Annotated in this window: 24 protein-coding genes; 14 read left to right on the top strand and 10 right to left on the bottom strand. The window is 68.4% G+C overall.

The genetic code is table 11. The annotated features are described in order from the left end of the window. Positions 1 to 36: 36 nt before the first annotated feature. From purQ to kynA, 6 genes are all read right to left on the bottom strand, one after another. A complete protein-coding gene (purQ, locus tag ACFVWR_RS16125; protein WP_387214301.1) occupies positions 37 to 735 on the bottom strand; it encodes a phosphoribosylformylglycinamidine synthase subunit PurQ in 699 nt (232 codons plus the stop codon). Further along, a complete protein-coding gene (gene purS / locus ACFVWR_RS16120; protein ID WP_387214298.1) occupies positions 735 to 992 on the bottom strand; it encodes a phosphoribosylformylglycinamidine synthase subunit PurS in 258 nt (85 codons plus the stop codon). The genes purQ and purS overlap by 1 nt, the downstream gene beginning before the upstream one ends. Before the next feature lie 64 nt (positions 993 to 1056). After that, the gene (locus ACFVWR_RS16115) at positions 1057 to 1950 is read right to left on the bottom strand and encodes a PaaX family transcriptional regulator C-terminal domain-containing protein (protein WP_387214295.1); all 894 of its coding nucleotides are present in this window, start codon (positions 1948 to 1950) and stop codon (positions 1057 to 1059) included. Continuing rightward, entirely contained in the window at positions 1947 to 3188 is a 1242-nt protein-coding gene (locus ACFVWR_RS16110) for a kynureninase (protein WP_387214292.1), read from the bottom strand. The genes ACFVWR_RS16115 and ACFVWR_RS16110 overlap by 4 nt, the downstream gene beginning before the upstream one ends. Beyond that, on the bottom strand, positions 3185 to 4198 hold the full coding sequence (locus tag ACFVWR_RS16105) for an amidohydrolase family protein (RefSeq protein WP_387214289.1): 1014 nt from the start codon (positions 4196 to 4198) through the stop codon (positions 3185 to 3187). Before ACFVWR_RS16105 ends, ACFVWR_RS16110 begins: the two co-directional genes overlap by 4 nt. Next, positions 4195 to 5055: a tryptophan 2,3-dioxygenase gene (gene kynA, locus ACFVWR_RS16100; RefSeq protein ID WP_387214286.1), complete on the bottom strand. Its 861-nt coding sequence runs from the start codon at positions 5053 to 5055 to the stop codon at positions 4195 to 4197. The genes ACFVWR_RS16105 and kynA overlap by 4 nt, the downstream gene beginning before the upstream one ends. Here kynA and ACFVWR_RS16095 point away from each other — a divergent pair. Then, on the top strand, positions 5015 to 5971 hold the full coding sequence (locus ACFVWR_RS16095) for an HAD family hydrolase (protein WP_387214283.1): 957 nt from the start codon (positions 5015 to 5017) through the stop codon (positions 5969 to 5971). The genes kynA and ACFVWR_RS16095 overlap by 41 nt on opposite strands. Beyond that, positions 5968 to 7146, top strand: coding sequence for an alcohol dehydrogenase catalytic domain-containing protein (locus ACFVWR_RS16090; RefSeq protein ID WP_387214280.1), 1179 nt, complete (start codon positions 5968 to 5970; stop codon positions 7144 to 7146). The genes ACFVWR_RS16095 and ACFVWR_RS16090 overlap by 4 nt, the downstream gene beginning before the upstream one ends. Before the next feature lie 9 nt (positions 7147 to 7155). On the opposite strand, the gene ACFVWR_RS16085 is transcribed toward ACFVWR_RS16090, so the two are convergent. Further along, complete coding sequence (locus ACFVWR_RS16085) at positions 7156 to 7569, bottom strand: hypothetical protein (protein WP_387214277.1); 414 nt, start codon at positions 7567 to 7569, stop codon at positions 7156 to 7158. A gap of 152 nt (positions 7570 to 7721) precedes the next feature. On the opposite strand from ACFVWR_RS16085, the gene ACFVWR_RS16080 reads away from it, so the two are divergent. The 9 genes from ACFVWR_RS16080 to ACFVWR_RS16040 all read left to right on the top strand — a co-directional run bounded on the left by ACFVWR_RS16080 (position 7722) and on the right by ACFVWR_RS16040 (position 18550). Then, the gene (locus ACFVWR_RS16080) at positions 7722 to 8345 is read left to right on the top strand and encodes a uracil-DNA glycosylase (protein ID WP_387214274.1); all 624 of its coding nucleotides are present in this window, start codon (positions 7722 to 7724) and stop codon (positions 8343 to 8345) included. A gap of 75 nt (positions 8346 to 8420) precedes the next feature. Continuing rightward, complete coding sequence (locus ACFVWR_RS16075) at positions 8421 to 9053, top strand: TIGR00645 family protein (RefSeq protein WP_387214271.1); 633 nt, start codon at positions 8421 to 8423, stop codon at positions 9051 to 9053. 168 nt (positions 9054 to 9221) lie between these two features. Next, on the top strand, positions 9222 to 10256 hold the full coding sequence (locus tag ACFVWR_RS16070) for a LacI family DNA-binding transcriptional regulator (RefSeq protein ID WP_387214268.1): 1035 nt from the start codon (positions 9222 to 9224) through the stop codon (positions 10254 to 10256). Positions 10257 to 10369: 113 nt separating this feature from the next. Then, positions 10370 to 11629 carry an ABC transporter substrate-binding protein gene (locus ACFVWR_RS16065; RefSeq protein WP_387214264.1) on the top strand — a complete coding sequence of 420 codons (1260 nt, stop codon included), beginning with the start codon at positions 10370 to 10372 and terminating at the stop codon, positions 11627 to 11629. A 91-nt stretch (positions 11630 to 11720) separates the two neighbouring features. After that, the gene (locus ACFVWR_RS16060) at positions 11721 to 12671 is read left to right on the top strand and encodes a carbohydrate ABC transporter permease (protein WP_387214261.1); all 951 of its coding nucleotides are present in this window, start codon (positions 11721 to 11723) and stop codon (positions 12669 to 12671) included. Then, positions 12671 to 13549 carry a carbohydrate ABC transporter permease gene (locus ACFVWR_RS16055; protein WP_387214258.1) on the top strand — a complete coding sequence of 293 codons (879 nt, stop codon included), beginning with the start codon at positions 12671 to 12673 and terminating at the stop codon, positions 13547 to 13549. The genes ACFVWR_RS16060 and ACFVWR_RS16055 overlap by 1 nt, the downstream gene beginning before the upstream one ends. 5 nt (positions 13550 to 13554) lie before the next feature. Beyond that, positions 13555 to 14829 (top strand): family 1 glycosylhydrolase, encoded by a 1275-nt coding sequence (locus ACFVWR_RS16050; protein WP_387214255.1) that lies wholly within the window; start codon positions 13555 to 13557, stop codon positions 14827 to 14829. Positions 14830 to 14842: 13 nt separating this feature from the next. Then, complete coding sequence (locus tag ACFVWR_RS16045; protein ID WP_387214252.1) at positions 14843 to 16366, top strand: alpha-N-arabinofuranosidase; 1524 nt, start codon at positions 14843 to 14845, stop codon at positions 16364 to 16366. A 66-nt stretch (positions 16367 to 16432) separates the two neighbouring features. Beyond that, the gene (locus ACFVWR_RS16040) at positions 16433 to 18550 is read left to right on the top strand and encodes an RICIN domain-containing protein (protein WP_387214249.1); all 2118 of its coding nucleotides are present in this window, start codon (positions 16433 to 16435) and stop codon (positions 18548 to 18550) included. A 61-nt stretch (positions 18551 to 18611) separates the two neighbouring features. On the opposite strand, the gene ACFVWR_RS16035 is transcribed toward ACFVWR_RS16040, so the two are convergent. From ACFVWR_RS16035 to ACFVWR_RS16025, 3 genes are read right to left on the bottom strand one after another with little or no spacing between them, the layout of a single operon-like run. Then, positions 18612 to 19214, bottom strand: coding sequence for a response regulator (locus ACFVWR_RS16035; RefSeq protein ID WP_387214246.1), 603 nt, complete (start codon positions 19212 to 19214; stop codon positions 18612 to 18614). Further along, a complete protein-coding gene (locus ACFVWR_RS16030; RefSeq protein WP_387214243.1) occupies positions 19211 to 20431 on the bottom strand; it encodes a sensor histidine kinase in 1221 nt (406 codons plus the stop codon). Before ACFVWR_RS16030 ends, ACFVWR_RS16035 begins: the two co-directional genes overlap by 4 nt. Positions 20432 to 20435: 4 nt before the next feature. Further along, positions 20436 to 21380: an alpha/beta fold hydrolase gene (locus ACFVWR_RS16025; RefSeq protein WP_387214239.1), complete on the bottom strand. Its 945-nt coding sequence runs from the start codon at positions 21378 to 21380 to the stop codon at positions 20436 to 20438. Between the two features lie 209 nt (positions 21381 to 21589). On the opposite strand from ACFVWR_RS16025, the gene ACFVWR_RS16020 reads away from it, so the two are divergent. From ACFVWR_RS16020 to ACFVWR_RS16010, 3 genes are all read left to right on the top strand, one after another. Next, the gene (locus tag ACFVWR_RS16020) at positions 21590 to 22066 is read left to right on the top strand and encodes a hypothetical protein (protein WP_387214236.1); all 477 of its coding nucleotides are present in this window, start codon (positions 21590 to 21592) and stop codon (positions 22064 to 22066) included. 114 nt (positions 22067 to 22180) lie between these two features. Then, the gene (locus tag ACFVWR_RS16015) at positions 22181 to 22762 is read left to right on the top strand and encodes a PadR family transcriptional regulator (protein ID WP_387214233.1); all 582 of its coding nucleotides are present in this window, start codon (positions 22181 to 22183) and stop codon (positions 22760 to 22762) included. Positions 22763 to 22778: 16 nt separating this feature from the next. Continuing rightward, positions 22779 to 24479 (top strand): DHA2 family efflux MFS transporter permease subunit, encoded by a 1701-nt coding sequence (locus ACFVWR_RS16010; RefSeq protein WP_387214230.1) that lies wholly within the window; start codon positions 22779 to 22781, stop codon positions 24477 to 24479. Positions 24480 to 24523 lie beyond the last annotated feature (44 nt).

Here is a 24523-nt window from a genome sequence, read left to right as displayed (position 1 = left end):
TCTCCAAGATGTGTGGATGCCGGAGGGGAAAAGAGGTCAGGCGGGCAGCAGCGTGGAACGCAGCACCGAGGTGAAGAAGGTGAGGCCGTCGGTGCCGGAGCGCATGGCGGCCTTCGTATCGGGGCCGAAACCGGGCTCGACGGCGTGCTCGGGATGCGGCATCAGGCCGACCACGTTGCCGCGTTCGTTGCGCACACCGGCGATGTCGTTGAGCGAGCCGTTCGGGTTGACGCCCTGGTACCGGAACGCCACCAGGCCTTCGCCCTCGAGGCGGTTCAGCTCTTCGGCGGAGGCGATGAAGCCGCCCTCGCCGTTCTTGAGCGGGATGACGATCTCCTGGCCGAGCTCGAAACCGCTCGTCCACGGGGTGTCGACGTTCTCGACGCGCAGTGACTGGTCGCGACGGATGAAGTTGCCGTGGTCGTTGCGGATCAGGCCGCCCGACACGAGGTGCGCCTCGGCGAGCATCTGGAAGCCGTTGCAGATGCCGAGCACGGGCATCCCCTTGCCGGCCGCGTCGATGACCTCGGTCATGATCGGGGAGAGGCTCGCGATGGCGCCGCAGCGCAGGTAGTCGCCGTAGCTGAAACCACCGGGGAGCACCAGGGCGTCGACGCCCTGGAGGTCGTGCTCGCCGTGCCAGAGCGCGACGGCCTCGGCGCCGGCCAGACGGATGGCGCGCAGGGCGTCGCGGTCGTCGAGCGAGCCCGGGAAGGTGACGACGCCGACGCGCATCAGGCCTGCTCCTCCGGGTAGTGGATGCCCACCACGTCTTCGATCACGGAGTTCGAGAGGATCTCGCCGGCGATCTCCTCGACCGCGGCGCGCGTCGCGTCGTCGATCGGGCCGTCGACGGTCAGCTCGAACCGCTTGCCGACGCGGACGCCGGTGAACCCGCCCTTGCCGATCCGCGACAGGGCGCCGGCGACGGCCTTGCCCTGTGGGTCGAGCAGTTCGGCCTTCGGCATGACTTCTACAACGATCGTTGGCAACGCGCGCTCCGCTTCACAGGGGTCGGGGATGCCACGATTCTACCGGGTCCGGCCGGTGCTTCCGTCAGCGGGCGACGCTGCGGGCATGCGCCAGCGCGCGGGGAGCGAGCGAGGCGCGCAGGTCGGCGAACAGGGCGGCGGATGCGGCGCCCGGCCAGTCCGCTGGCAGGGCGGCCGCGGGGAGCACAGGGTCGAGGTAGGGGATGACCCGCCACTCGTCCAGCACGCGCATCCAGCGGGCGAAGGCCGCACGGTCGTCCGCCGGCGCGGGGGCGTCGCCGAAGCGGGCGATGAAGGCGGTGTGTGCGGCGCGCATCCGGGGCACGTCGTACCAGCCGGCGATCAGCGTCGGCAGGTCTGCCGCGGTGGGCCGGGCATCCGTGAACAGCTGCACCTCGCCGGGGGCGGCGAGTGCGTCGACGGCCTCGCGCAGGTCGTCGGCCAGGGCCGCGGGTGCGATCCACAGGCCGTCGGAGACCGTGCCGCAGCCGAGCGTCTCCAGGCGGCGGCGCAGGCGTGCCCGGCGATCGCGGTGACGCTCGGGGATGGAGTACGACAGCAGGCACCAACTCGCGGAGGCCGGCGGGGTGCGGTCGGCGAAGATGCGGCGGTCGCCGCGATCGAGCATGGGAGCGGCCGCAGCGGAGAGCGCGTAGCCGGTCGCTCCACCGCGGGTCTCGCGCACGAGCACGCCTCGGGCGGTGATCCGGGTGAGCGAAGACCGGGCCGTGGTGGCCGGCACGTCGAGAGCCGCCAGCAGGTCGACGGCGCCGGCGGACGACATCCAGCCGCCGAGCGGACGGAGCACGCTTCCGACGATGGTGCGAAGCAGCGCCGCCGCGCTCCCCGACCGGGCTTCCAGGTCTTCGAGCGCGGACAGTCGCGCCGAATCCACCTCCCCGGGCGCCGCCAAGCTGGGTTCGGCGCGGCTCGCGGGGTCTGCGGTGGTCGTCGTCACGTCAGCTCTTGCAGGGCGTCGCGCACCGCGGAGAGCCCGCGGAAGGTCTCCTCGAAACTGGTGCTGAGCGGGGAGAGGCCGATGCGGAGGCCATGGGGGTCGCGGTAGTCGGGGATGACGTCCCGTTCCCAGAGCAAGGCGGTGACCTCGCGCATGGCGGGATGGTTCAGGGTCACGTGACCGCCGCGGCGCTCGGGGTCGCGCGGGGAGGCGACACTGACGCCGAGCGGCGCGAGCACGTCGTCGCTCATCGCCAGCGCGAACTCGGTGAGAGCGACCGACTTGGCGCGCACCGCGGGCATGCCGCACTCCGCGATCATGGCGATCGTGTCTTGCATCGCGAGCATGCCGACGATGGCCGGCGTTCCGCTGACGAAGCGGCGGATGCCCTCCGCCGGCCGGTAGGCGGGGCCCATCGCGAACACGTCGGAGGCTCCCATCCAGCCCTGGATCGGCTGGGCGATCTCGCTCTGCAGCTCGGCGCGCACGTACCCGAACGCCGGCGAGCCCGGGCCCCCGTTCAAGTACTTGTATGTGCAGCCGACGGCGAGGTCGACGCCCCAGTCATCGAGGTCGGTGGGAACGGAGCCGGCGGAGTGGCAGAGATCCCACAGCACCAGAGCGCCGGCGGCGTGGGCGACGCGCGTGATGGCGGGCGCGTCGGCGAGAAACCCGGAGCGGTAGGCGACGTGGCTCAGCACGACGAGGGCCGTCTGCGGGCCGACGACGGCTGCCACCTGCTCGGGCGAGACGCCGCCGGAGGTGTCGGCCTCGATCCAGCGCAGGGTCAGCCCGCGCTCGCGGGCGATGCCGTCGAGCACGTACCGGTCGGTGGGGAAGTTGTCGGTGTCGAGCACGATCTCGGTGCGGCCGGGCCGCGCATCCACCGCCGCCCTGGCCAGTTTGTAGAGGATGACCGTCGTCGAGTCGCCGACGAAGGTCTGGCCCGCCGCGGCGCCGACCACGTTCGCACCGATGGCATCGCCGATCGTGAACGGCAGCTGCATCCACTGCTCGTCCCAGCCGCGGATGAGTCGGCCGCCCCAGCCTTCGACGAGAAAGCGGTTGATGCGCTCGATGCTCGCCCTCGTCGGGCGGCCAAGCGAGTTGCCGTCGAGGTAGGCGACGATGTCGCTGCTGCCGTCGTCGATGCCCGCGAAGCCGAGGCGGTACGCGGCGAGCGGGTCGGTCGCGTCGAGGGTGTGGGCGGCGGCGAGGTGATCGGTGGGGGGTGTCATCGGCTGGCTCCGGGGATGGTCGTGACGGTGAGGCCGCGCGCGGTGGCGAGCCAGGAGGGGAGGTCGGACGCGGTGGTGGGGAGGTCGCCCGGCACCCGCGCGTATCTCGGCCCAACGGTGTCGGCCGTGCTCGCGCCGGCGATCGACTGCATGAGCTGCACGTCGCTGAGCCCGGCGTCGACGAGGCCGCGGAGCTCGCGCTCGTTGACCCCGACGGCGAGCGGGCCGTTGCCGAGATCGGAGCCGTAGAGCACACGCCCGCCGGCGCTGGAGAACCGTCGGATGTTGTCCACAGCGATCCCGTACTCCGGCGTCGGCTGCCCCCAGCCGTGAATATCCAGCGTCGAGACCCAGGTCACGCCGGCCGCGACACTGCGGTGCAGGATGCCGTCGTCGAGCCGCTCGGAGAAGGGCGCGTGTGCGAGTTGGTCGGCACCCGCGGCCAAGGCGCGCTCGACCTGACCGACCCCCTGCGCGTGCACCGTCACTGGGAACCCGGCGCGATGGGCCTCCTCCACAATCGCCGTCAGCGTCGAGTCGTCCACAGTCGGGCCCGAGTCGGTGTTCAGGGTGACCTTGATGCGCGAGGCTCCTCGCATGAGTTGCACACGAACAGCCTCGATCGCCTCAGCCGGGTTCGACACTTCGGCTGACGAGCCGGGAGGCCCCCAGCCCGCGTTGAGCGGGTATCCGCCTCGGGCGGTGATCAGAGCGCCGGCGATGCGCACGACGGGGTGGCCGGCCCGATCGGGCAGCCAGCCGGCCGAGACCTCGGGAATCCAGCCCAGGTCGACGGCTTCGGTGATGCCGTTATCGAAGAGCCGCGCGGCATCGGTGAGGCCGAGGTGCGTGTGGTGGTCGGTGAGCGTGGGGATGAGAGCGCCGCCCAGCTCGGTGTCGGCGTGCGACCGCTCCGTTCGACGCAGCGTCGACTCCTCGACGGCGAAGACGGTGCGGCCGAGAAAGCGGTCGCCGTTCCAGACGGCGTCGAACGCGACAGTGGCGGTCACTGCGGGGTTCCGATCTCGGTGCGCACCGCAAAGAGCTCGGGAAAGAACGTGAGCTCGAGCGCCTTCTGCAAGAAGGAGACGCCGTTCGAGCCGCCTGTGCCCGACTTCATGCCGATGGTGCGTTGCACGGTCTTGAGGTGGCGGAAGCGCCAGAGTTGGAAGTTGTCTTCGAGGTCGACCAGCTCTTCGCACGCCTCGTACTCCGCCCAGTGGTCGGAGGCGTGCTCGTAGATGTCACGGAAGATGGGCACGAGCTCCGGGGTGAACGTGTGCGCCTCGGTGACATCCCGATCGAGCAGCGAGGAGGGGATGGCGAAGCCGGCACGGTGCAGGTAGCGCAAGAACTCGTCGTAGATGCTGGGCTCATCGAGCAGGCCGGCGAGCAGGGCGTGCGCTGCGGGGTCGCTCTCGAACACGCTGAGCATCCTGCGATTCTTGTTGCCGAGCACGAACTCCACGGCGCGGTACTGGTACGACTGGAAGCCGGAGGAGTTGCCGAGAAAGCCACGGAACTCGGCGTATTCGGTGGGGGTGAGGGTGGCGAGCACCGACCATTGTTCGGTGAGCGTTCGCTGGATGTGCTTCACCCGGGCGATGCGCTTCAAGGCCGGTGGCAACTGATCCGCACGCAGCAGATCCCGTGCCGACTGCAGCTCGTGCAGCACCAGCTTCAGCCAGAGCTCGGTCGTCTGGTGCTGGATGATGAACAGCAGTTCGTCGTGATGCTCGGGCTCGCTCACCGGACGCTGGGCGCTCAACAGCGTCTCGAGGTCGAGGTATGAACCGTACGACATCTTCTTGCGGAAGTCGGTGACGATGTCGGGGTCGAACTCTCGGGTGTTGTCATCCGCAGGCATGATGCATTATCGCGCCGGGCGTCAGAGAAATGCAACACGTTCTTCGGCTTCTGGGGAACGGGGGTCGCAGCGCCTGAGTGCCGCGTTCCGTTCATCCGCCGGTAACCGGGCGTTGCGCCCGCCGTCTCTCCCGGCTCATACGGTTGCCGCAGGGTTCCGGGTGAGTTGGGTGGGCCGTGTGCGCGAAGACGCGACGTGCATGGGGGAACCACAGGAGGAGGGCACGACCATGGCCAGACACGACGGTCTCATCACTTCGGAGTTCGAGTGGGATGACGTTGAAGAGGTGGAAGACGACAGCATCGACGTCGACCTCGAACTCGTCGTGCTGGGGCTCGCGGGAACGACCGTCGTCGACGACGGTGACCGGGTGCGGGAGGTCCCAGGGGCGGAGGAGCTCCTGCGCCTGCTCAGTGCCACCGGCGTGAAGGTCGCGCTGACCACCGACCTCCCCCGGCGGGCGACGGATGCGGTGATCGACGCCCTCGGGTGGCGCGGTCTCGCCGATGTCACGCTCGCGGCCGCCGAGGCCGGGCGTGGACGCCCCTACCCCGACCTGCCACTGACGGCGCTGCTGCGCACCGGCGCATCCAGTGTCGAAAGGATGGTCGTGGTCGGCGACACGTCCGGCGACGTCGCGTCGGGGATCGCGGCAGGGGCGGGGCTCGTCGTGGGCGTGCTGACGGGGGAGCACGACGAGGCCACGCTGCTCGACGCCGGCGCGGACGTTGTGGTCGCGAGCGTCGCCGAGCTCGCCTCGCTGCTCGGTTTCGACGCAGCCGACGCAGCCGACGCAGCCGACGCGGCCGACGCCGCCGACGCGGCCGACGCCGCCGACGCGGCCGACGCCGCCGACGCGGCCGACGCCGCCGACGCAGCCGACGCGGCCGGCGCGACCGCCGTCGTCGCGCGGTGACCGTCAGAGCGGTCACGCCGCGCGTCGTCGAACCGCCCGCCAGCGCGGGCAAGGGGATCAGTGTGTACCCGTCGGCGACAGCGATGGTCTGGCCCGGCGAGGGCCACACGCACGAGGCGGTCGCGGTGCCAGGGGTGCGCCTGTCGCCGGGCGACGCGCTCGTCGAGATCGAACTCGCCACCGTGTGCGACTCCGACGTGGAGACCGTGCTCGGGCATCGCGCCGCCTCGGCGCCGCTGGTGCTGGGGCACGAGCAGGTCGGCCGGGTCGTGGCTCTCGGGCGCGGTGGAGCGAAGTCGGTCGACGGCCATCGGGTCTCCCTCGGCGAACGTGTCGTGTGGTCGGTGGCCGTTCCGTGCGGTCGGTGCGCGCGATGCCGACGAGGGCTGCCGCAGAAGTGCCTGAACCTGCAGCGCTACGGGCACGAACGCATGCGCCGCGGCTGGGAACTGTCCGGAGGGTTCGCGACCCACGCGCACATCCTCGACGGCACCCCGATCGTCGCCGCGCCGGAGGAGATCCCCGCCGCGGTGCTCGCGCCGGCATCCTGCGCCACGGCGACGGTCGCCGCCGCGCTCGAGGCTGCAGCGGAGATCACGCCGCTCGAAGGGGCGCTCGTGCTGGTGGCGGGCGCCGGGATGCTCGGCCTGACCGCTGCCGCCATGGCCACCGACGCAGGCGCGCACGTCGCGATCAGCGACCCGGATCCCGCCCGCCGCGACGCTGCGCTCGCGTTCGGCGCTGTGGCTGTCGCAGACCCGCGAGCGGCGCCCGACTCGCCGCTCGGTCTCTCGGCCGCCCTCGCTCGCGCCGGAGGCAGAGGGGCCGCGCCGACGATCGCTCTCGAACTCTCAGGAGCGGCGGCGGCAGCGAAGACCCTGCTGAAAGTCCTCGATGTCGGCGGTGTGCTGGTCGTCGCTGGATCGCTTTCCCCCGGCCCCGATCTGACGATCGACCCGGAACAGCTGGTGCGCCGGCTCCACACCGTGCGCGGGGTGCACAACTACGCACCGCAGCATTTGCAGCAGGCGGTGCGGTTCCTCGCGGAGTCGTGGCAGCGGTATCCGTTCGCCGCGCAGGTGGGCGAGACCTACCCGCTCGATTCCGTCGACGCGGCGCTCGCAGCGGCGACGATCGGCGCCCATCCGCGCATCGGGCTCCGGCCGCAGCTCTGAGCGCAGGTCTTATCTGTCCGCGATTTCGGATTCGCTCTGTGCCGTGTCTTGGCCGCCGGTCCCGTGCGAATCCTTCCGTTTGGCGCCCCAGATGATTCCCGCGAAGCCCACGGCCAGAGCGCTGTAGGTCAGAGAAGTCTCCGCCCAATTGCCGCTGTACGTCGACACGGTGCCCTTGCCGTCCGCGCGCCGCCAGTCGCATTGGCGACCCAACGGCAAAAAGCTCAGGCTTTGCGTCGCGGTGGTTCCGCTCCCGGAGATGCGCGCCAGTGGGGACCACGGCCCCTCCTGGAAACACGTGTTCCTCGTTGCCGCGGCAATCGTGAGGAGGGCCGGAATCAGTCCGCCGATGAGCACGAGCGTGCCTGCCATCGTCGACATGCTCTTCAGTGTGCTGTGGTCGCTGACCTTTCCTTCATCCACGGTCTGCTCCTGAGCATGTTCGTTTGCGTGACGGCCCAGACCCCATGGCCTTTTCCTGCTGCACGCGGGGCATCCCGGTAATCGTAAAGGACGTGGTGGGTGGAAACGACGAAGGATGGAGACCATCCACCGCGACCTGATTCACTGGGACGATGACCGATCCGCTCGACCGCTTCTTCCGGCTGCTCGCTGCGGTGCCCGTTCCGGTCGACGCCGAGTTCCTCTACGGCGACGATGAGCTGGGCCGGCTGCGCGAGCGCAATCTGCGGCGGTACTTCGCCGCGGTGGGATCAGCGGGTGCGCCGAGGGTCATGCTGCTCGCCGAGGCGCCGGGCTGGCGCGGGATGTCGGTGACCGGTGTGCCGTTCGTGTCGGCCCGGCAGGTGCTGGCCGGGGCGTACAGCACGCACGGGGCACTCGAACTGCCGGAGCATCCGGCGGCGCCCTGGGAGGCGTCGTCGGCGGTCGTGGCCTCGACCATCGCCACATGGCGCGGGCCCCTGCCGCTCACCTGGCCGATCTATCCGCACCATCCCTTTGTGGCCGGCAATTCCCGAACGAACCGAACGCCGAGGCCGGCGGAGGTGCGTGCGGGCACCCCGGTGGCGCTTGAGCTCGCGCGGGCATTCGGCATCGAGACGATCGTCGCGGTCGGCCGCAAGGCCCAAGGCGCTCTGGCCGCCGAGGGCATCGAGGCGCCCGCCGTTCGGCATCCGGCCCAGGGTGGCGCCCGGCAATTCGCAGAGCAGGTGGCGGCCCTCAACGCCGCGGAATAGGCCGCTGCGTTTTCTGAGAGTTCTCACATGTTGCGGGCCGTAGCCTTTTCTTCCCCGACTCCGTGAGGAAGCCCCGTGACAGATCTCGCTCCGCCGACTTCGCCGCCCCGCTCCACTCCACCCGCTCCGCCCACGCCGCCCCCGGCCGAACGACTCGGCGACCGCCCCGCCAGTCGCATGATCGGCGCGCTGATCTTCTCGAGCCGCTGGCTGCAGGCGCCCCTCTATCTCGGCCTCATCGTTGCGCAGGCGATCTACGTGGTCGTCTTCATCGTCGAACTGTGGCACCTTGGCGAGAGCGTCGTCGCCGATCCGTCGCACATCGACGAAGCCACGATCATGCTCGCCGTGCTCGGTCTCATCGACGTCGTGATGATCGCGAACCTCCTCATCATGGTCATCATCGGCGGCTACGAGACGTTCGTCTCCCGCATGAATGTCGACGGTCATCCCGACCAGCCCGAGTGGCTCTCGCACGTGAACGCGAACGTGCTCAAGGTGAAGCTGGCGATGGCGATCATCGGCATCTCGTCCATCCACCTGCTCAAGACGTTCATCGGCGTCGCCGACATCGGAACGCCGGGCGGCGGCAGCATCGCCGGAGACCGCTACACGAGCGAGGGTGTGATGTGGCAGGTGATCATCCACTGCGTCTTCATCCTCTCCGCCGTGGCGCTCGCCGCAATCGACCGCATGTCGAAGAAGTAGCCCGGGCCCCGCGCGCCTCTCCTGCGGCCCCCGCGCCGTGAGGGGCGAGTCCCTGCGGCCTGGGCGCGTATCGCGCTCGCAACGACTCGCCCCTCGCGGCACGAGGCGCAGGCGCGCCCGTCGTGTGCGAAGCTAGCAACGTTGTAAATCCGACGAAGGAGGCGCTGAATGGTCGCGACGCTGAAGGATGTCGCCGGTGCGGCCGGTGTCTCGGTCAAGACCGTCTCGAACGTCGTGAACGGATACCAGTTCGTCAAGGCGTCGACCCGCGAGAGGGTGCTGTCGGCCATCGAGGAGCTCGGCTACCAGCCGAACCTGGCCGCACGCAATCTGCGCGCGGGCCGCACCGGGGTGATCGGCTTGGCCGTTCCCTCGCTGAGCTTCAGCTACTTCGCCGAGCTGGCCGACGCCGTGCTCGAGGCCTCGCGCAAGCTCGGTTTCGTCACGCTCATCGAGCAGACGGGGGGCGACCGGGATGCGGAGCTCGAGCTGCTGCGCGGATCGCGCCTGTCGATGCTCGACGGGCTCCTGTTCTCTCCGCTCGGGATGTCCACCGAAGACGCCGGGTATCTGACCGTGGACTACCCGCTGGTGCTGCTCGGCGAGCGCATCTTCGGAGGCCCGACCGACCATGTCGTGATGCAGAACGTGAACGGCGGCTACGCGGCCACCGAGCATCTCCTTCGCTCGGGGCGGCGCCGCGTCGCCGTGCTCGGCGCGCACGTCGCCGAGCGGGTCGGCTCGGCCTCGCTCCGGCTCCAGGGCTACCAGCGTGCCCTCGCCGACTTCGATGTCGCCCCCGACGATCAGCTCGTCGTCTTCCGCGAGGGCTGGCACCGCACCGACGGCGCGGCAGCAACGCGTGAACTGCTCGACTCCGGTGTGCCGTTCGACGCGATCTTCGCCCTGAACGACGAGCTCGCCCTGGGAGCGCTCCGCGTTCTTCACCAGGAGAACATCGGGGTGCCCGACGACGTCGCGGTCATCGGCTTCGACAACCTCATCGAGGGCCAGTTCGCCATGCCGAGTCTGAGCACCATCGACCCCGGCAGGGTCGCCATCGCCGACCGCGCCGTCTCCGCGCTCATCGAGCGCATCGGCGACCGTGACGGCGCCGTCGGCGCTCCCCGTGTGATCGAGGTGCCGTTCACGACGGTCGCCCGCGAGTCCACGATGTCGATGTCTTCCGTCTCCTCTCGATAACGAACGTTGACATCCCGAAAAGGATGTTCCTATAATCCGATACAACGTTGAAAATTCAACGTTGTAAAAACCCGTGGATCGACGCCGTCGTCGGTCATTCTGAGAGGCATTCAATGAAGAAACTCATCGCGGCCGTAGCGTTCGCGGCGGGGGCGGCCGTCGCGCTGGCGGGCTGCTCAGGCTCCGGCGCCGGCTCATCCTCGAGCCACGTCGATCTCACGTTCTGGCACGGATACACCGAGGCCGACGGCAAGGTTCTCGACCAGATCGTCGACGACTTCAACAAGTCGCAGAAGAACATCACCATCAAGACGACCACGAAGACCTGGGCCGTCATCGGCGACACCCTCCTCCCGGCGCTCAGCGCCAAGAAGGGGCCCGACATCGTCGCCCTCCCGGCGGAGAACCTCCCGGTCTACGCCAGCAAGGGCGCCTTCGCGAAGCTGGACGACTTCTACGCCTCCGATAGCACGAAGAGCGCGAGCCTCAACCCGCGCGCGGTCGAGATGGAGAAGGTCGATGGCTCGTACTTCGGCGTGCCGACCGGCTTCGTTCCGCTCTCGGTGATCTACAACAAGGGGCTCTTCGAGAAGGCGGGCATCACGACCTTCCCGACCACGTGGGATGAGTGGGTCGCCGACGCCAAGAAGCTGACCGTCGACCAGAACGGCGACGGCACGCCCGAGCAGTACGGCCTCGCCCTGCCCGACCACGCGACCGTCGGCAACGGTGTCTGGGCCAGCCTGTTCTACGGCAACGGCGGCGATCTCGTGAAGGGCGGCAAGTCGGTCGTCGACTCGGCCGCGAACGTCGAGACGCTGAAGTTCTGGTCGAACGCGGTCACCGCCGACCACATCTCGCCCACCGGCCTCGACGGTGTCGCCTCCGACAAGCTGTTCAGCTCGGGCAAGGCGGCAATGGAGATCGGCGGCCCGTGGATGGCGGGCGTGGCGGCAGACGCGAAGATCGACTGGGGGATCGCCGGCATCCCGGCCGGACCCAAGGAGCAGGCCGCATCCGCGATCGGCATCAGCGCCGCCGTGACCGCACAGGCGGACTCGAACGAGCAGGCCGCCGCGAAGAAGTTCTTCGACTACTTCTTCACCAAGGAGGTGGCGACCAAGTGGTCGCTCGGCTCCGGATGGCCGCCCCTGCGCACCGACATCCCCGCGTCCGACGTCTCGTCGAACCCGGTCGTCGCCGACCTCACCGCCATCGCGGGAACGGCCCGTCCGTTGCTGCCGGGCATCGCCAACAGTGTGGATGTGCTCGCCGCCGTCGACGAGGCGACCCAGAAGTCCCTTGCCGGTGGCGACCCGACGGACCTCCTGTCCGCGGCGAACACCAAGGTCAAGCAGGCCCTGGGCAAATAGCTCCGGCAAATAGTTCCGGGCAAATAGTTCCCCCACAACCCGGTGGCCGCCGCCCTCTCCGGCGCGGCGGCCACCGCTTCGGAGACACACCATGACAACGACCGTCAGGCCGCCCAAGCGGGCCTACCGACCACCGGCGCCCCTCGGGGGTCGTGGACCGATCAGGACGCGCCGAGGGTCGGCACGCATCGCGCTGCTCTTCCTGCTTCCTGCGCTCATCATCCTCACCGCCTTCGTCGCGTGGCCGATGCTCTCAGCGCTCCGCACGTCGTTCACCGACAGCAGCGGATTCGGGGTGGAGCAGTGGGTGGGGTTCGACAACTACCTCAAGATCTTCACCGACCCGAGCATCCTCGGCACCCTGTCGACGACGGCCCTCTACGCCGTGCTTTTCACGCCGACAGCGCTGATCGGAGCACTGGCCCTCGCGCTGCTGCTCAACAACCCCAGACTGGCTGGGAGGGGCTTCTTCCGCACCGCGCTGTTCGTGCCGTTCATCGTCTCCCTGGCGGTCGCCGCGTTCGCCTGGTCGTACCTGCTCGACCCCCAGGTCGGTCTTCTCAACTTCTGGTTGCGGTCGATCGGCATCCAGCTCGGCAACGTGCTCCAGGATCCGGTGCTCGCGATGCCGACCGTCGTGCTGGTCGCGGTGTGGAAGAGCTTCGGCTTCTACATGGTGATCTTCATCGCCGGACTGCAGGAGATCCCGATCAGCCTGTACGAAGCGGCGCGCATCGACGGAGCCGGCGCCTGGAAGCGGTTCACCAACATCACGCTCCCTCAGCTCAGCAACACGCTCGCCTTCGTCGTGATCTTCGCCATGATCGCCGCTCTGCAGGCGTTCGACCAGATCTACGTGATGACGGGAGGAGGGCCGTACCGCAGCACGCAGACCGTCGTGATGGAGATCTACCAGGAGGGCTTCAAGAAGCTCGACCTCGGCCTCGCGTCCGCCCTGTCGTACGTGCTGCTGCTGGCGACGCTCATCCTCAGCCTCGTGCAGTTCCGCTTCTTCGGCCGTCGTGAAAAGGACCTCAGCTGATGACCGCTCCGACCATCCAGAACCGCCGACCGGGCATCGCGCGGCCCGGCCTCCGACTCGGGCGCCGCGCCTCCCGCTGGCTGCTGTTCGCCGCCGTTCTCGCACTGACGCTGATCGTGCTGCTGCCCGTGATCGTCATCGTCTTCACCGCGTTCAAGCCCGCCGCCGAGATCAACGCCTACCCACCGACGCTCGCGCCCGGCGCCTGGACGTTCGAGAACTTCACGCGCATCTTCGCCGATCTGCCGTTCGCCCGGCTGTTCCTGAACAGCTTCGTGTTCGCGGGCGGGGTCACGCTGTTCGCCCTGGTCTTCGACTCGCTGGCCGCCTACGCCCTGGCCAGGCTCGACTTCCGCGGCAACCGGGTGCTGCTCATCGTGATCGTGGCGAGCCTGATGATCCCCTTTCAGGCGACGCTCATCCCCATCTATCAGCTCGTCGGCAACCTCGGGCTGGTGAACACGTTCGCGGGGCTCATCCTGCCGCGCGCCGCCGACGCGTTCGGCATTTTCTTCCTGCGTCAGTTCTTCATCGCGCTGCCCCGCGATCTCGACAACGCGGCCCGCATCGACGGCGCGAGCGAGTTCCGGGTGTTCAGGAGCGTCGTGCTGCCGAACGCGCTCCCGGCGCTGCTCACGCTCGGCATCTTCACGTTCGTGAACAACTGGAACGACCTGCTCTGGCCGCTCGTCTTCACGACCACCCCCGACATGGGAACGGTGACCTCCGGGCTGACGCTGCTCACCGGGCCGAGCGGGATCATCCCCTACGGCACCATGATGGCCGGCTCCCTGATCGCGGTTCTGCCGCTCGCCATCCTGTTCCTGATCGTGCAGCGGCGGTTCATCGAGTCCGTCGCGACCACCGGATTGAAGTGAGCCGCGTGACCACCGCTCCCGTTCCCCGCTGGTTCGAAGGCGGCCGGATGCACTTCGCGCTCGGCATCGAGGACACCTTCGTTCCGCAGACCCGCCCGGGCGAGCGCGCCATCGACGAATACGAGCTGACCGAGCACTACGAGAGGTACGCCGACGACTTCCGGCTGGCTGCCGGTGTCGGCGCCGAGCTGTTGCGCTGGGGTGCGCCCTGGTATCGAGTCGCGCCGGAGCCCGGCCGCTGGGACTGGTCGTGGACCGATCGGGCGATGGAGAGCATGGCCGAGGCCGGGCTCCGGCCGATCGTCGACCTGCTGCACTACGGAACGCCCACCTGGCTCGACGACCAGTTCGCGCATCCGGACTACCCGCAGCACGTCAGCGAGTACGCCGTGCGGTTCGCTGAGCGCTACGCCGACGTGGCGACGGATTACACGCCGGTGAACGAGCCGGTCATCCACGCGCTGTTCGCGGGCGAGTACGCCTACTGGCCTCCGTACCTCTCCGGCGCGCGCGGCTTCACGACCGTCGCCGCCGCCCTGGCGCGCGGTTTCGTGCTCACCCAGCAGGGGATCGCGGAAGTGCTCCCTGGGGCATCGTTCGTGCACGTGGATGCGGCGATGAAGTTCGTCGGCGCCGACACCGCTCCCGAGCACGCCGCCGAGGCGGGGCGCCTGCAGGAGCAGGTGCACCTCGTGGAAGACCTGGTCACCGGCCGCGTCGACGACGCGCATCCCCTCTCCGCGGCACTGCGTGGCACCGGGCTCGCCGACGACGACCTCGCCTGGTTCGCCGCGAACGTCGTCACGCCCGATGTCATGGGCGTCAACTACTACCCGCGGCACTCCACCGAGCTGTTCGAGGCGGGCATCCACCACACCGGCGGTTTCGCCGACCCGCGGCCGTCGGTCGACCGCGGTGCGGACGGTCTGCGGGATGCGCTGCAGTCGTACGCCGAACGCTACGGCGCGCCCGTCATGGTCACCGAGACGTGCGTCACCGGGAGCGTGCAGGAACGCATCGCCTGGCTCGACGACTCCGTCGCGCTCGTGCACCGGATGCGCGCCGAGGGAACAGACGTCGTCGGCTACACCTGGTGGCCCCTCTTCGACATGTACGAGTGGACCTGGCGCCACAGCGACAACCCCCGCGCCGATCACCTGCTGACGATGGGTCTCTACGACCTCGTGGAGACCGACGCCGGCCTCCTCCGCTCCCAGAACCCGGTCGCCGACCGCTACCGGCACCACGCCCTGTCCGCCCGTCGCACTGCGAACCCGTAACGGAACCCAGCCCATGCACTCAGCACGTCTCACCATCAATCCCGCAGCCAGGATCGGCGCCATCAACCCCCGCCTCTTCGGTTCGTTCGTCGAGCACCTCGGCCGCTCGGTCTACCAGGGCATCTACGAGCCGGGCCATCCGCTGGCGAACGACGACGGGTTCCGCACCGACGTCATCGAGCTCGTCAAAGAGCTCGGCGTCACCGCGATCCGCTACCCGGGAGGCAACTTCGTCTCCGGCTTCAGCTGGGAGGACAGCGTCGGGCCGCGCGAGGAGCGGCCGAGACGACTCGATCTCGCCTGGCACACCACCGAGAGCAACGAGGTCGGCCTGCACGAGTTCCAGCGCTGGCTCGAGGAGGTGGGCAGCGAGCTCATGCTCGCCGTGAACCTCGGCACCCGCGGAACACCCGAGGCCCTGGAGCTGCTCGAGTACGCGAATCTGGCCGAAGGAACGGCCCGAGCGGAGCAGCGGGCGGCGAACGGCCGCACCGAACCGTTCGACGTGCGCATCTGGTGTCTCGGCAACGAGATGGACGGACCGTGGCAGCTCGGGCACCGTTCGGCCGACGACTACGGCAAGCTCGCGGCCCAGACGGCGCGCGCGATGAAGGCGTTCGACCCCGACCTGGAGCTCGTCATCTGCGGATCGTCGAGCTCGTCGATGCCGACCTTCGCCGAGTGGGAGCGCGTGGTGCTCACGCACGCCTACGACGCCGTCGACTACATCTCCTGCCACGCGTACTACGAGAACACCGGCGACCTCAAGAGCTTCCTGGCCTCGGGGATCGACATGGACCACTTCATCCGCAGCGTCACGGCGACCGCCGACCACGTGAAAGCCGTGCGCGGCAGCGACAAGACGATCGACATCTCCTTCGACGAGTGGAACATCTGGTACAACAGCCGCTACGAGAACGTCGACAAGATCACCGGAGTCGACAAATGGCCGACGGCGCCGCGGCTCCTCGAAGACGAGTACACGGTGGCGGATGCCGTGGTCTTCGGCAGCCTGCTCATCACGCTCCTGAAGCACGCCGACCGGGTGACCAGCGCATCCCTCGCCCAACTGGTCAATGTGATCGCGCCGATCATGACAGAGCCCGGCGGAGGTGCCTGGCGGCAGACCACCTTCTTCCCGTTCGCGGCGACGGCCGCCAACGCGAGGGGGGTCGCCCTCGACGTCACGCCGGTGAGCGGAACCTATGAGACCGAGAAGTTCGGCGGCGTGCCCCTCGTCGACGCCGTCGCGAGCCTCGACGAGAGCACAGGCCGCATCGCCGTCTACGTCGTGAACCGCTCGGTCGACGACGCCGCATCCCTCGAGCTCGACCTGCCCGCCCGTGCCGGAGCGGACACCTTCACCGTCACCGCGCGCACCCTGAGCGACGACGACGTCACCGCCTCCAACAACCGCGAGAACCCGGAACGCGTCGCCCTCGCCGACAACACCACCATCACCACAGAAGGAGGCGTCGTGCGGGTGGAACTGCCCGCCGTCTCCTGGACCGAAATCCTGCTTACCCCTCAGGCGTGACGGCGCGCAGCGTCGTCGCTGCGCCACGGAATCCCGCGGCGCGACCAACCAGATCGGAGACATGCGATGATCGGATCGACCGAGGGAGCGGCGCGACCGCGAACCTTCCGCCGCCGGATACTGGCGGCAGCACTCACCGCGGCCGCGGTGGCCCTCTTCACCCAGGCGGCGTTCGCCCCGCCCGCCCAAGCTGTCACGACAGGCAACGGCGCCCTGGTGTACTCACCGGCCGCAGGCACATCCTTCAACCCTGAAGGCGGCCGAGCGGCAGGAACCACATACGCCAAGAACATCGTGCTGAAGAACAGCGGCACGTCCAACGGCACGCAGCTCGTCACCTACGACCAGCTCGTGCTCGTCGGCGGCAAGCAGGTGTACCCGATCTACCGGAGCACCGACGACGGCGCCACCTGGACGCACCTCACCGACGTGGTGCCGAACAACGACTTTCCGGCGCTGGCTCGCACATCGCAGCCCTTCCTCTACGAGCTTCCCCAGCAGGTCGGCGCGCTTCCGGCGGGCACCATCCTGCTGTCGGGGATGATCATGCCCACCGACCGGTCGAGCAGCCGGCTCGTCGTCTACAAGAGCGCCGACCACGGCGCGACATGGTCGTACCTCAGCACCATCGACACCGGTGGGCCGGCGACCTACGACCCGAGCCCCACATCCACCACCACGACGGTGTGGGAGCCCTCGCTCATCGTCGACGGCAACGGCAGGCTCGCCGCGTACTTCTCCGACGAGCGGCAGAAGGCCAACGGCGTCTTGCAGGCGGTGTCGTACCGCGAGTCGACCGACGGCGGTCTGACCTGGGGTGCCCTGGGCAACGTGTCCGCCCCGACCAACCAGAGTGACCGCCCGGGCATGATCACGGTGACCAAGCTCCCTGACGGTCGCTATCTGGCGACATTCGAGGTCGTCAACCGGCCGAGCCAGTCCAACAACACGGCGCCGGTCTACTTCAAGATCTCGCCGGATGGGGTGACCTGGTCGCCCAGCACCAGCATCGGAACGCAGATCGCACTGGCGAACGGTCGCGGCATCGGGTCGTCGCCGTACGTCAAGTGGGTGCCGACCGGCGGGCCGAAGGGGATGGTCGTCGTCGCATCCAAGTGGGGCCTCGACGCCTCAGGCAACATCAGCGGCGGCCAGGACTTCTACGTCAACTACAACCTCGGCACCGGCCCGTGGGAGCGACTGCCGATGGCGGTGACCTACGACTCCACCGACACCGCGGGCGGCACGTTCTCCGGCTTCGCGCAGAGTTTCGACTACAGCGCCGACGGCCGCACCCTCTACCAGGCGACCAACGTCGAGAACGCGACCACCACGTACAACGACATCCGGGTCGGCTCCATCCCACTGGATGCGCAGCAGTACGAGGCCGAAAAGGCGGCACGCACGTCGGACACCTCGCTGGTGACCGACGTGAACGCCGCCAACGGCAGCAAGGTCGGCAACATCAACCTCTCCACCAGCGCGGTCACGTTCACGGTGCGCGTTCCGAGTGCGGGCACGTACACGCTCAACGTGCGCTACGACAACGGAACCGGCGCGGCGAGCACGCACAACGTCTCGGTGAACGGCGGCACGGCGTCGAGCATCAGCTACCCGGCGACGGTCGACTGGGGACGCTTCGGCTGGGCCCAGAAGTCGGTCGCGCTGAATGCGGGGGCGAACACGATCGCGTTCAGCAAGGGCACGTCGTACGCCGAGCTCGACCAGGTGCAGGTGTACAAGCCGGGCACCCAGCTCGACTCGCAGGTCCGGATCGTCAACCGCAACAGCGGCAAGCTGCTGGAGATCTCCTCCGCTCTGCTGACCGACGGGGCGCTCGCCGGCCAGTGGGCCGACACGGCGAACCCGACCCAGATCTGGAACCTGCATCCGGTGACCGGGAGCACGCAGCTGTTCAACGACAACAGCGGCAAGCTGCTGGAGATCCCGGGCGCCCAGACCGCCAACGGGGTTCAGGCCGGCCAGTGGGGCCCGACCGGGAACGCCACGCAGAACTGGAACCTCACGACCACGGGCGGCTACTGGACGTTGACCAACGCGAACAGCGGCAAGGTGCTCGAGATCGCCGGCTCATCCACCGCGAACGGTGCTGCCGCGCAGCAGAACGCCGCGACGGGTGCGGCGAATCAGCAGTGGCAGTTCGTGCGGGAGGGCATCCAGTAGCCGGATGCTCTGATGCGGCGGCGGCTCGCCGGTCCCTTCGGGTGGGGCCGGCGGGCTGCCGTCAGATCCACCCTCGTTCCCGGGCGATGGCCGAGGCCGCCGTCCTCGACTCGGCGTGCAATTTCGACAGCGCCGACGAGATATGGTTTCGCACCGTTCCGTGCGCGACGTGCAGCTGTTTCGCTATCTGTTTGGTCGACTGCCCGTCGTAGGTCAGCCTCAGAACATCCGCCTCGCGGGGCGTGAGCGGGTTCTCTTCCTCCATGAGTGCGGCCGTGGCCAGGCTCGCGTCGATGTAGCGCCCGCCGGCTGCGACGGAACGGATGATCTTCGCCAGTTCGGAGGCCGGGGTCGACTTCGGAACGAACCCGCGTGCTCCCGCCGAGAGGGCGCGCTTCAGCGTTCCGGGGCGCGCATGGCGGGTGACGATGATGACGTTCGTCGCGACACTGCGGAGCATCCGTCGAGCGGCGTCCGCCCCATCCAGTTCGGGCATTTCGAGGTCGAGGAGTGCGACATCGGGCTGATGGACGACGGCCGCGGTGACGGCCGACACCCCATCGGCGACGTCTGCCACCACGTCGAAATCGCGTTCGAGCGAGAGCAGGGCGACCAGGGCGCCCCTGATGAGTTCTTCGTCGTCGGCGATCAGAATCCGGATCATCGGCTGATCGCCTTCGCACGCGATGGACTGTCCGCGGATGCCGCGGGCACACGAACGACGAGAGTGAACGAATCGCCTGTGTGCTGCGTCTCGACCGCTCCGCCGAGCGAGGCGACCCGTGAGGAGAGACCGGACAGACCTGTTCCGCCGTGACGCGCGGGGCCCGCCCCGTCGTTGGTGACCGTCAGCCGGTACTCGGCCGGCTCGATGAGACCCAGGTCGATCTCGGCTTCGGCCGCCGCGCTGTGTTTCAGGATGTTCGTCGCCGCTTCGCGGATCGCGACGGCGAACACTGCGCCGATCGCGGTGGGCATCCCTGTCGTCTCGACACGTACTCCGCAAACTATGCCGGCGGCGCGCAGCACCGCGGCCGCGTTGCGAACCTCCACGGCGACGGTGACCGTGCGGTAGTCGTTCACCACCGCGCGCGTGTCTTCGATCGCGGTGTGCGCGATCACGCGTATCGCGGCGATCTCCTGCGCGGCGCGCTCCGGCTGGCCGGAGAGAAGGCGCTCGGCCAACTCGCTCTTCAGTGCTATCACCTGCAGGTTATGACCCTGGATGTCGTGCAGGTCGGTGGCGAACCGGAGCCGCTCCCGGGCAACCGCGAGCTCGGACGCAAGGCTGCGGGCGTAGTCCAGTCGCAGCACGACCTGCAGGGCCCAGACGGTGCTCAGGGGCATGACCGTGAACACGGCGATGGTCGCGATCAAGACGACGTCGGAGTAGCCGATGCCCTCCGTCAGTGCGGCGTCGCCGCGGGATGCGAACTGCGAACCGATGAGGCCGCCAACGGCGATCGCTGCGTAGGTCGCCAGAACCACGGACGCTTTCCCCCAGCCTCGAAAGAAGCAAGCGGTCATTCCGCCGGCTATCGCCAGGGTGAACGCCCAACCCCAGCCGGCGAACGGGTCGGCGACGGCCGCGGCCCACGTGGCCGCCGACAACGCGAGGAGCACAACGATGAGGGGGTGGCTCAGTGCCGTGGTTCCGGCTTCGCGGATCAGGAGAGGAACAGCCACGCACGCGACGACGACTGAGCCGACGGTCGCGGCGATGAGTGTGCTCTGCCGCAGATCGATGGGCGCCGCAACACCCGAGACGACTTGCACGAGCCCGGCGACGATGACCACCAGCCAGAGGGTGGCCAGGGTCGAGCGTCGCATCGCTTTGAGATCCGCTGTGCTGCGTGACGAGCTGGGCGCTGTGCTCGTCATGTCCTCAGCGTAGCGACAGGGATGCCAAGAACACCTCTGTCGCCTTGGCGATGGTGCCCGAGGCGGTGTGGTGCAAGTAGTGATCGCCCTGAACCGTGATCATCGTTCCTGTGTCCACGCTCGCGGCCTGCCGTTCGTGGAGCTCGGCCCACCCCTCCACATCGATGTCGTTCGCTCGCACGAAGAGCAGCACGGGGAGCTCCTTCGGGAAAGTCATGCCGCTGACCACCTTGAAATTCGAGGGCTTGCGCTCCATCTCGTCGATCATCGTCGGTGCGGCCGCGTTCTTCGTGCTGAGCAGCTTCATCTGCTCCTTCGTCTTCTCGTCGTACGGCATCCCTGCGTAGGGATCGTCGGCGATCGAGCTGAGCAGGCGAGTGATACCGAGGTCTCGGAGCGCCACGGCCGCCGCGGTCGGGATGGGATCGTCCCAGCCCGGCTGATCGGGGACACTGCTGTCGATTCCGACGAACGCGACGATTTCGTCCGCGTACGCGGCGCTGTAGGTCAAGGCGTAGATGCCGGCGACCGAATGCCCCATCAGCACGTAACGATCGACGCCGAGGTACCGCAGCGCTTCGTGAACTTCTCGCGCGATGTTCGCGGTCGTGCGTGGAGCGTCCGTCTGATCGCTGAGCCCGGTGCCGAACGGCTCGACCGCGATGACACGGTGGGTGGCGCCGAGGTCTTCGATCAACGGTTGAAAATCGAGCCCGGGGGCAGCGGTGCCGAGCCCGGGAAGAAGAACGATTGTCTCGCCTCCGTGGCCGCTGATCACGACGTTCATCTGTTTGCCACCGACGGGGACGCGCTGTCCGTACGGTTCGATCGAGGATTCTTCCGACCTCGTCGCCACGGCGTTGACGATGCTGGTCGTCGCCAACGTCAACGCCGGAACGGCCACGATGACGCCGATCGTGAGGAGAGCGACCCTCAGGGTCTTGCGCATGCCATCTCGTTTCTGGGAGCGCGATTCGAAAACGCCCCGCTGGTGGAACCAGTGAAGCAAGCGGGCGGGTATCGGCACAGGTGCCCGATGTCACCGGCGACCGTGACACGTGTCATGCCTTCCGATGACGGTCGGCACTGTTCCCGCTTCTAGGGCGTTGCAGAGACTGAGCCCATGATGATTCGCACGGTCTACCCGACGAGCCCCGCATGATCGACTCCCTGCAAGCCTTCGTCGCCGGTCAGCCGGAGATTCTCAAGTGGCTCGCCATCGCGCTGGTGTCCGCGATCCCGTTCGTCGAGGTCTACCTCGGAACGACGATCGGAATCGTCGCCGGCGTGCACCCCGTCGTCGCGGCGAGCGCCGCCATCGTAGGAAACGCTGCGGCCGTTCTCGGCGTCATCTTCGTCGCAGACTGGGTTCGTGGCCGGGTTCGTGGCCGGGTTCGACCGTCCGAGCCGTCGCCCGTGACCCCGCGCCGCGCTCGCCTGACGAAGCTCTTCAACCGCTTCGGGGTTCCCGGCGTTTCGCTGCTGGGGCACCCGACTCAGATCTCTTCCGCCGCGCTCATCGCGTTCGGAGCACGACTCCGCACCGTGATCCTCTGGCAGCTGATCTCGATCGTGCTGTGGGGTGCGCTCGTCGCCGCCCTGGTCGGTCTCGGCGTTCAGGTTATCTCTCACTAGAGAGCGGGTTGACTTCGGCTTAGTCCGTGCCGTATATTCCAAGAGGAATAATCAGCGCTGAACCTTTTGAGCGCGCTTCACATTCTCAAAACCCACGAATCGGACCTTCGCACGATGCCGCCCACCACATCCCTGACACCGCTCAGCATCGCGGCACTCGCGCTGCTGATGGAGCGGCCGATGCACCCCTACGAGATGTACCAGCTTCTGGTGCAGCGCTCGGAGGACCGCATCGTCAAGGTGCGGCCGGGCTCGCTGTACCACACGGTCGACAGGCTGGCGGCGCAGGGCCTCGTTCGTGCCGTGGGCACGGAGCGGGAGGGCAACCGGCCCGAACGCACCACCTACGAGGTGACCGACCACGGAAGTCTCCTGCTCGGCGAGCGGGTGACCGAGATGCTCGCAACCCCGATCAATGAATATCCCGAATTCCCCCTCGCGCTCGGCGAAGCGCACAACCTTCCGGTCGAGACGGTCATCCAGCTGCTGCGCAACCGCGTCAGCCAGCTGCGAGCCGACCTCGCCTTCATGGATCAGCGCATCGCCGACCTCGAGGCCAAGCAACTCCCACGAAAGTACTGGATCAACGTGCAGTACTCCCGGGCTCTGCGCGAGGTCGAGACGACCTGGCTGGAATCCCTCATCGACGACCTCGTTTCAGGTGACCTGTCCTGGACCGAGGAGAAGCACCACTAAGAGAGAAAAGACTCCCATGGAAAAAGAATTGAAGCCTTGGCCGGCGCTCTGGGCGCTGGTCATCGGGTTCTTCATGATCCTCATCGACACGACAATCGTGTCGGTCGCCAACCCGGCGATCATGAAAGGGCTCGACCTCGGCACCGACTACAACGCCGTCATCTGGGTGACGAGCGCCTACCTTCTCGCCTACGCCGTTCCGCTGCTCATCACGGGGCGCCTCGGTGACCGGTTCGGACCGAAGAACCTGTACCTCGTCGGTCTGGTCATCTTCACCCTGGCCTCCGCTTGGTGCGGGTTCTCCGGGGTGCTGCCCGGGGGCGGCATCGGGATGCTGATCGCGGCCCGTGTCGTGCAGGGTCTCGGCGCCGCTCTGATGACGCCGCAGACGATGGCCGTCATCACCCGCATCTTCCCGCCCGACCGCCGCGGCGCTGCCATGGGCCTCTGGGGCGCGGTCGCGGGTGTGGCCACCCTCATCGGGCCGCTGCTCGGCGGCGTGCTCGTGGACGGCCTCGGCTGGGAGTGGATCTTCTTCATCAACGTGCCCGTCGGAATCGTGGCGTTCATCCTCGCGATGCGGCTCGTTCCGAAGCTTCCGACCCACACCCACAGCTTCGACATCCTCGGCGTGATTCTGAGCGCCGTCGGGATGTTCCTCCTGGTGTTCGGAATCCAGGAGGGCAGCACATACGACTGGGGCGTCATCGCCGGGCCCATCACGGTCTGGGGCCTGATCATCTCCGGAATCGTCGTGCTCATCGCGTTCGTCTTCTGGCAGCGTTACAACCGCAAGGAGCCGCTGCTTCCGCTCGCCCTCTTCCGCGACCGCAACTTCTCGCTGTCGAACGGCGCCATCACCACGGTCGGCTTCGCCGTCACCTGCATGTCGCTGCCGCTGGTGTTCTACTTCCAGACCGTTCGCGGTCTCACCCCGACCGAGTCGGCGCTGATGCTCGCCCCCACGGCGATCTTCTCCGGTGTGCTCGCGCCGTTCGTCGGCAAGCTCATCGACCGGGTGAACCCGCGCTACATCGCGACCGCGGGTCTGGTGCTCTTCTCGGTGGCCCTGTTCTGGTTCTCGGGCCTGCTCACCCCCGACATCTCCATCTGGTGGCTGCTCGCCCCGAGCGCGCTCCTCGGCATCGCGATGTCGGGTGTGTGGGGTCCGATCTCCACCACGGCGACCCGCAACCTGCCGATGAGCCAGGCCGGCGCCGGATCCGGCGTGTTCAACACAACCCGCCAGGTCGGCGCGGTGCTCGGCTCGGCATCCATCGCCGCCCTCATCTCGGGGCGACTCGCTGTCGACCTGCCGAAGGCTCCCGGTGGCGCGGCGTCCAGTCCGGGCGCGGTGACCGGCGGCACGGAACTGCCGGAGGCGCTGCACGCCGGGTTCACGCAGGCCATGTCGGAGTCCCTTCTGCTGCCCGCGGCCGTCGCGCTTCTCGGAGCGTTCATCGTGGTGTTCTGGGCCAAGCCCAAGCCGCCGGCGTGGGGGCCGAACGCCCAGCGTCCGACGGATGCGGCCGGGGCTGCAGCCGCGGCCGGGGCTGGCGCCGGGTCTGCCGACGCCGCGCACGGTGCGCACGCCGCGCCGGTGCCGGTGGATGCGGTGCCGCACGGCACCCACGCCGCCGACGTCGCACCCGCGACCGACCTGGCGCCGAACGAGGAGCCGCCTCACGGCGTGCACGCCGCACCGCTGACCGACTAGCTCCGCTTCTGCAACGAACGGCGACCGCCCGCACCCGATCGGGG

Origin of the sequence: Leifsonia sp. NPDC058292 (assembly GCF_042880955.1) — a bacterium.
Lineage (GTDB): Bacteria > Actinomycetota > Actinomycetes > Actinomycetales > Microbacteriaceae > Leifsonia.
Note: the sequence above shows the minus strand (reverse complement) of the source record. Positions and strands in the feature narration are given on the sequence as shown.

Bases quoted from the DNA above. Each gene is read 5' to 3' on its own strand.
- kynA (WP_387214286.1), bottom strand. From the start codon at position 5,055: ATGCCTGCGGATGACAACACCCGAGAGTTCGACCCCGACATCGTCACC.
- ACFVWR_RS16080 (WP_387214274.1), top strand. From the start codon at position 7,722: ATGACCGATCCGCTCGACCGCTTCTTCCGGCTGCTCGCTGCGGTGCCC.
- ACFVWR_RS16055 (WP_387214258.1), top strand. From the start codon at position 12,671: ATGACCGCTCCGACCATCCAGAACCGCCGACCGGGCATCGCGCGGCCC.
- ACFVWR_RS16110 (WP_387214292.1), bottom strand. From the start codon at position 3,188: ATGACACCCCCCACCGATCACCTCGCCGCCGCCCACACCCTCGACGCG.
- ACFVWR_RS16035 (WP_387214246.1), bottom strand. From the start codon at position 19,214: ATGATCCGGATTCTGATCGCCGACGACGAAGAACTCATCAGGGGCGCC.
- purQ (WP_387214301.1), bottom strand. From the start codon at position 735: ATGCGCGTCGGCGTCGTCACCTTCCCGGGCTCGCTCGACGACCGCGAC.
- ACFVWR_RS16040 (WP_387214249.1), top strand. From the start codon at position 16,433: ATGATCGGATCGACCGAGGGAGCGGCGCGACCGCGAACCTTCCGCCGC.
- ACFVWR_RS16060 (WP_387214261.1), top strand. From the start codon at position 11,721: ATGACAACGACCGTCAGGCCGCCCAAGCGGGCCTACCGACCACCGGCG.
- ACFVWR_RS16095 (WP_387214283.1), top strand. From the start codon at position 5,015: ATGTCGGGGTCGAACTCTCGGGTGTTGTCATCCGCAGGCATGATGCAT.
- ACFVWR_RS16010 (WP_387214230.1), top strand. From the start codon at position 22,779: ATGGAAAAAGAATTGAAGCCTTGGCCGGCGCTCTGGGCGCTGGTCATC.
- ACFVWR_RS16070 (WP_387214268.1), top strand. From the start codon at position 9,222: ATGGTCGCGACGCTGAAGGATGTCGCCGGTGCGGCCGGTGTCTCGGTC.
- ACFVWR_RS16015 (WP_387214233.1), top strand. From the start codon at position 22,181: ATGCCGCCCACCACATCCCTGACACCGCTCAGCATCGCGGCACTCGCG.
- ACFVWR_RS16025 (WP_387214239.1), bottom strand. From the start codon at position 21,380: ATGCGCAAGACCCTGAGGGTCGCTCTCCTCACGATCGGCGTCATCGTG.
- ACFVWR_RS16030 (WP_387214243.1), bottom strand. From the start codon at position 20,431: ATGACGAGCACAGCGCCCAGCTCGTCACGCAGCACAGCGGATCTCAAA.
- ACFVWR_RS16045 (WP_387214252.1), top strand. From the start codon at position 14,843: ATGCACTCAGCACGTCTCACCATCAATCCCGCAGCCAGGATCGGCGCC.
- ACFVWR_RS16065 (WP_387214264.1), top strand. From the start codon at position 10,370: ATGAAGAAACTCATCGCGGCCGTAGCGTTCGCGGCGGGGGCGGCCGTC.
- ACFVWR_RS16020 (WP_387214236.1), top strand. From the start codon at position 21,590: ATGATCGACTCCCTGCAAGCCTTCGTCGCCGGTCAGCCGGAGATTCTC.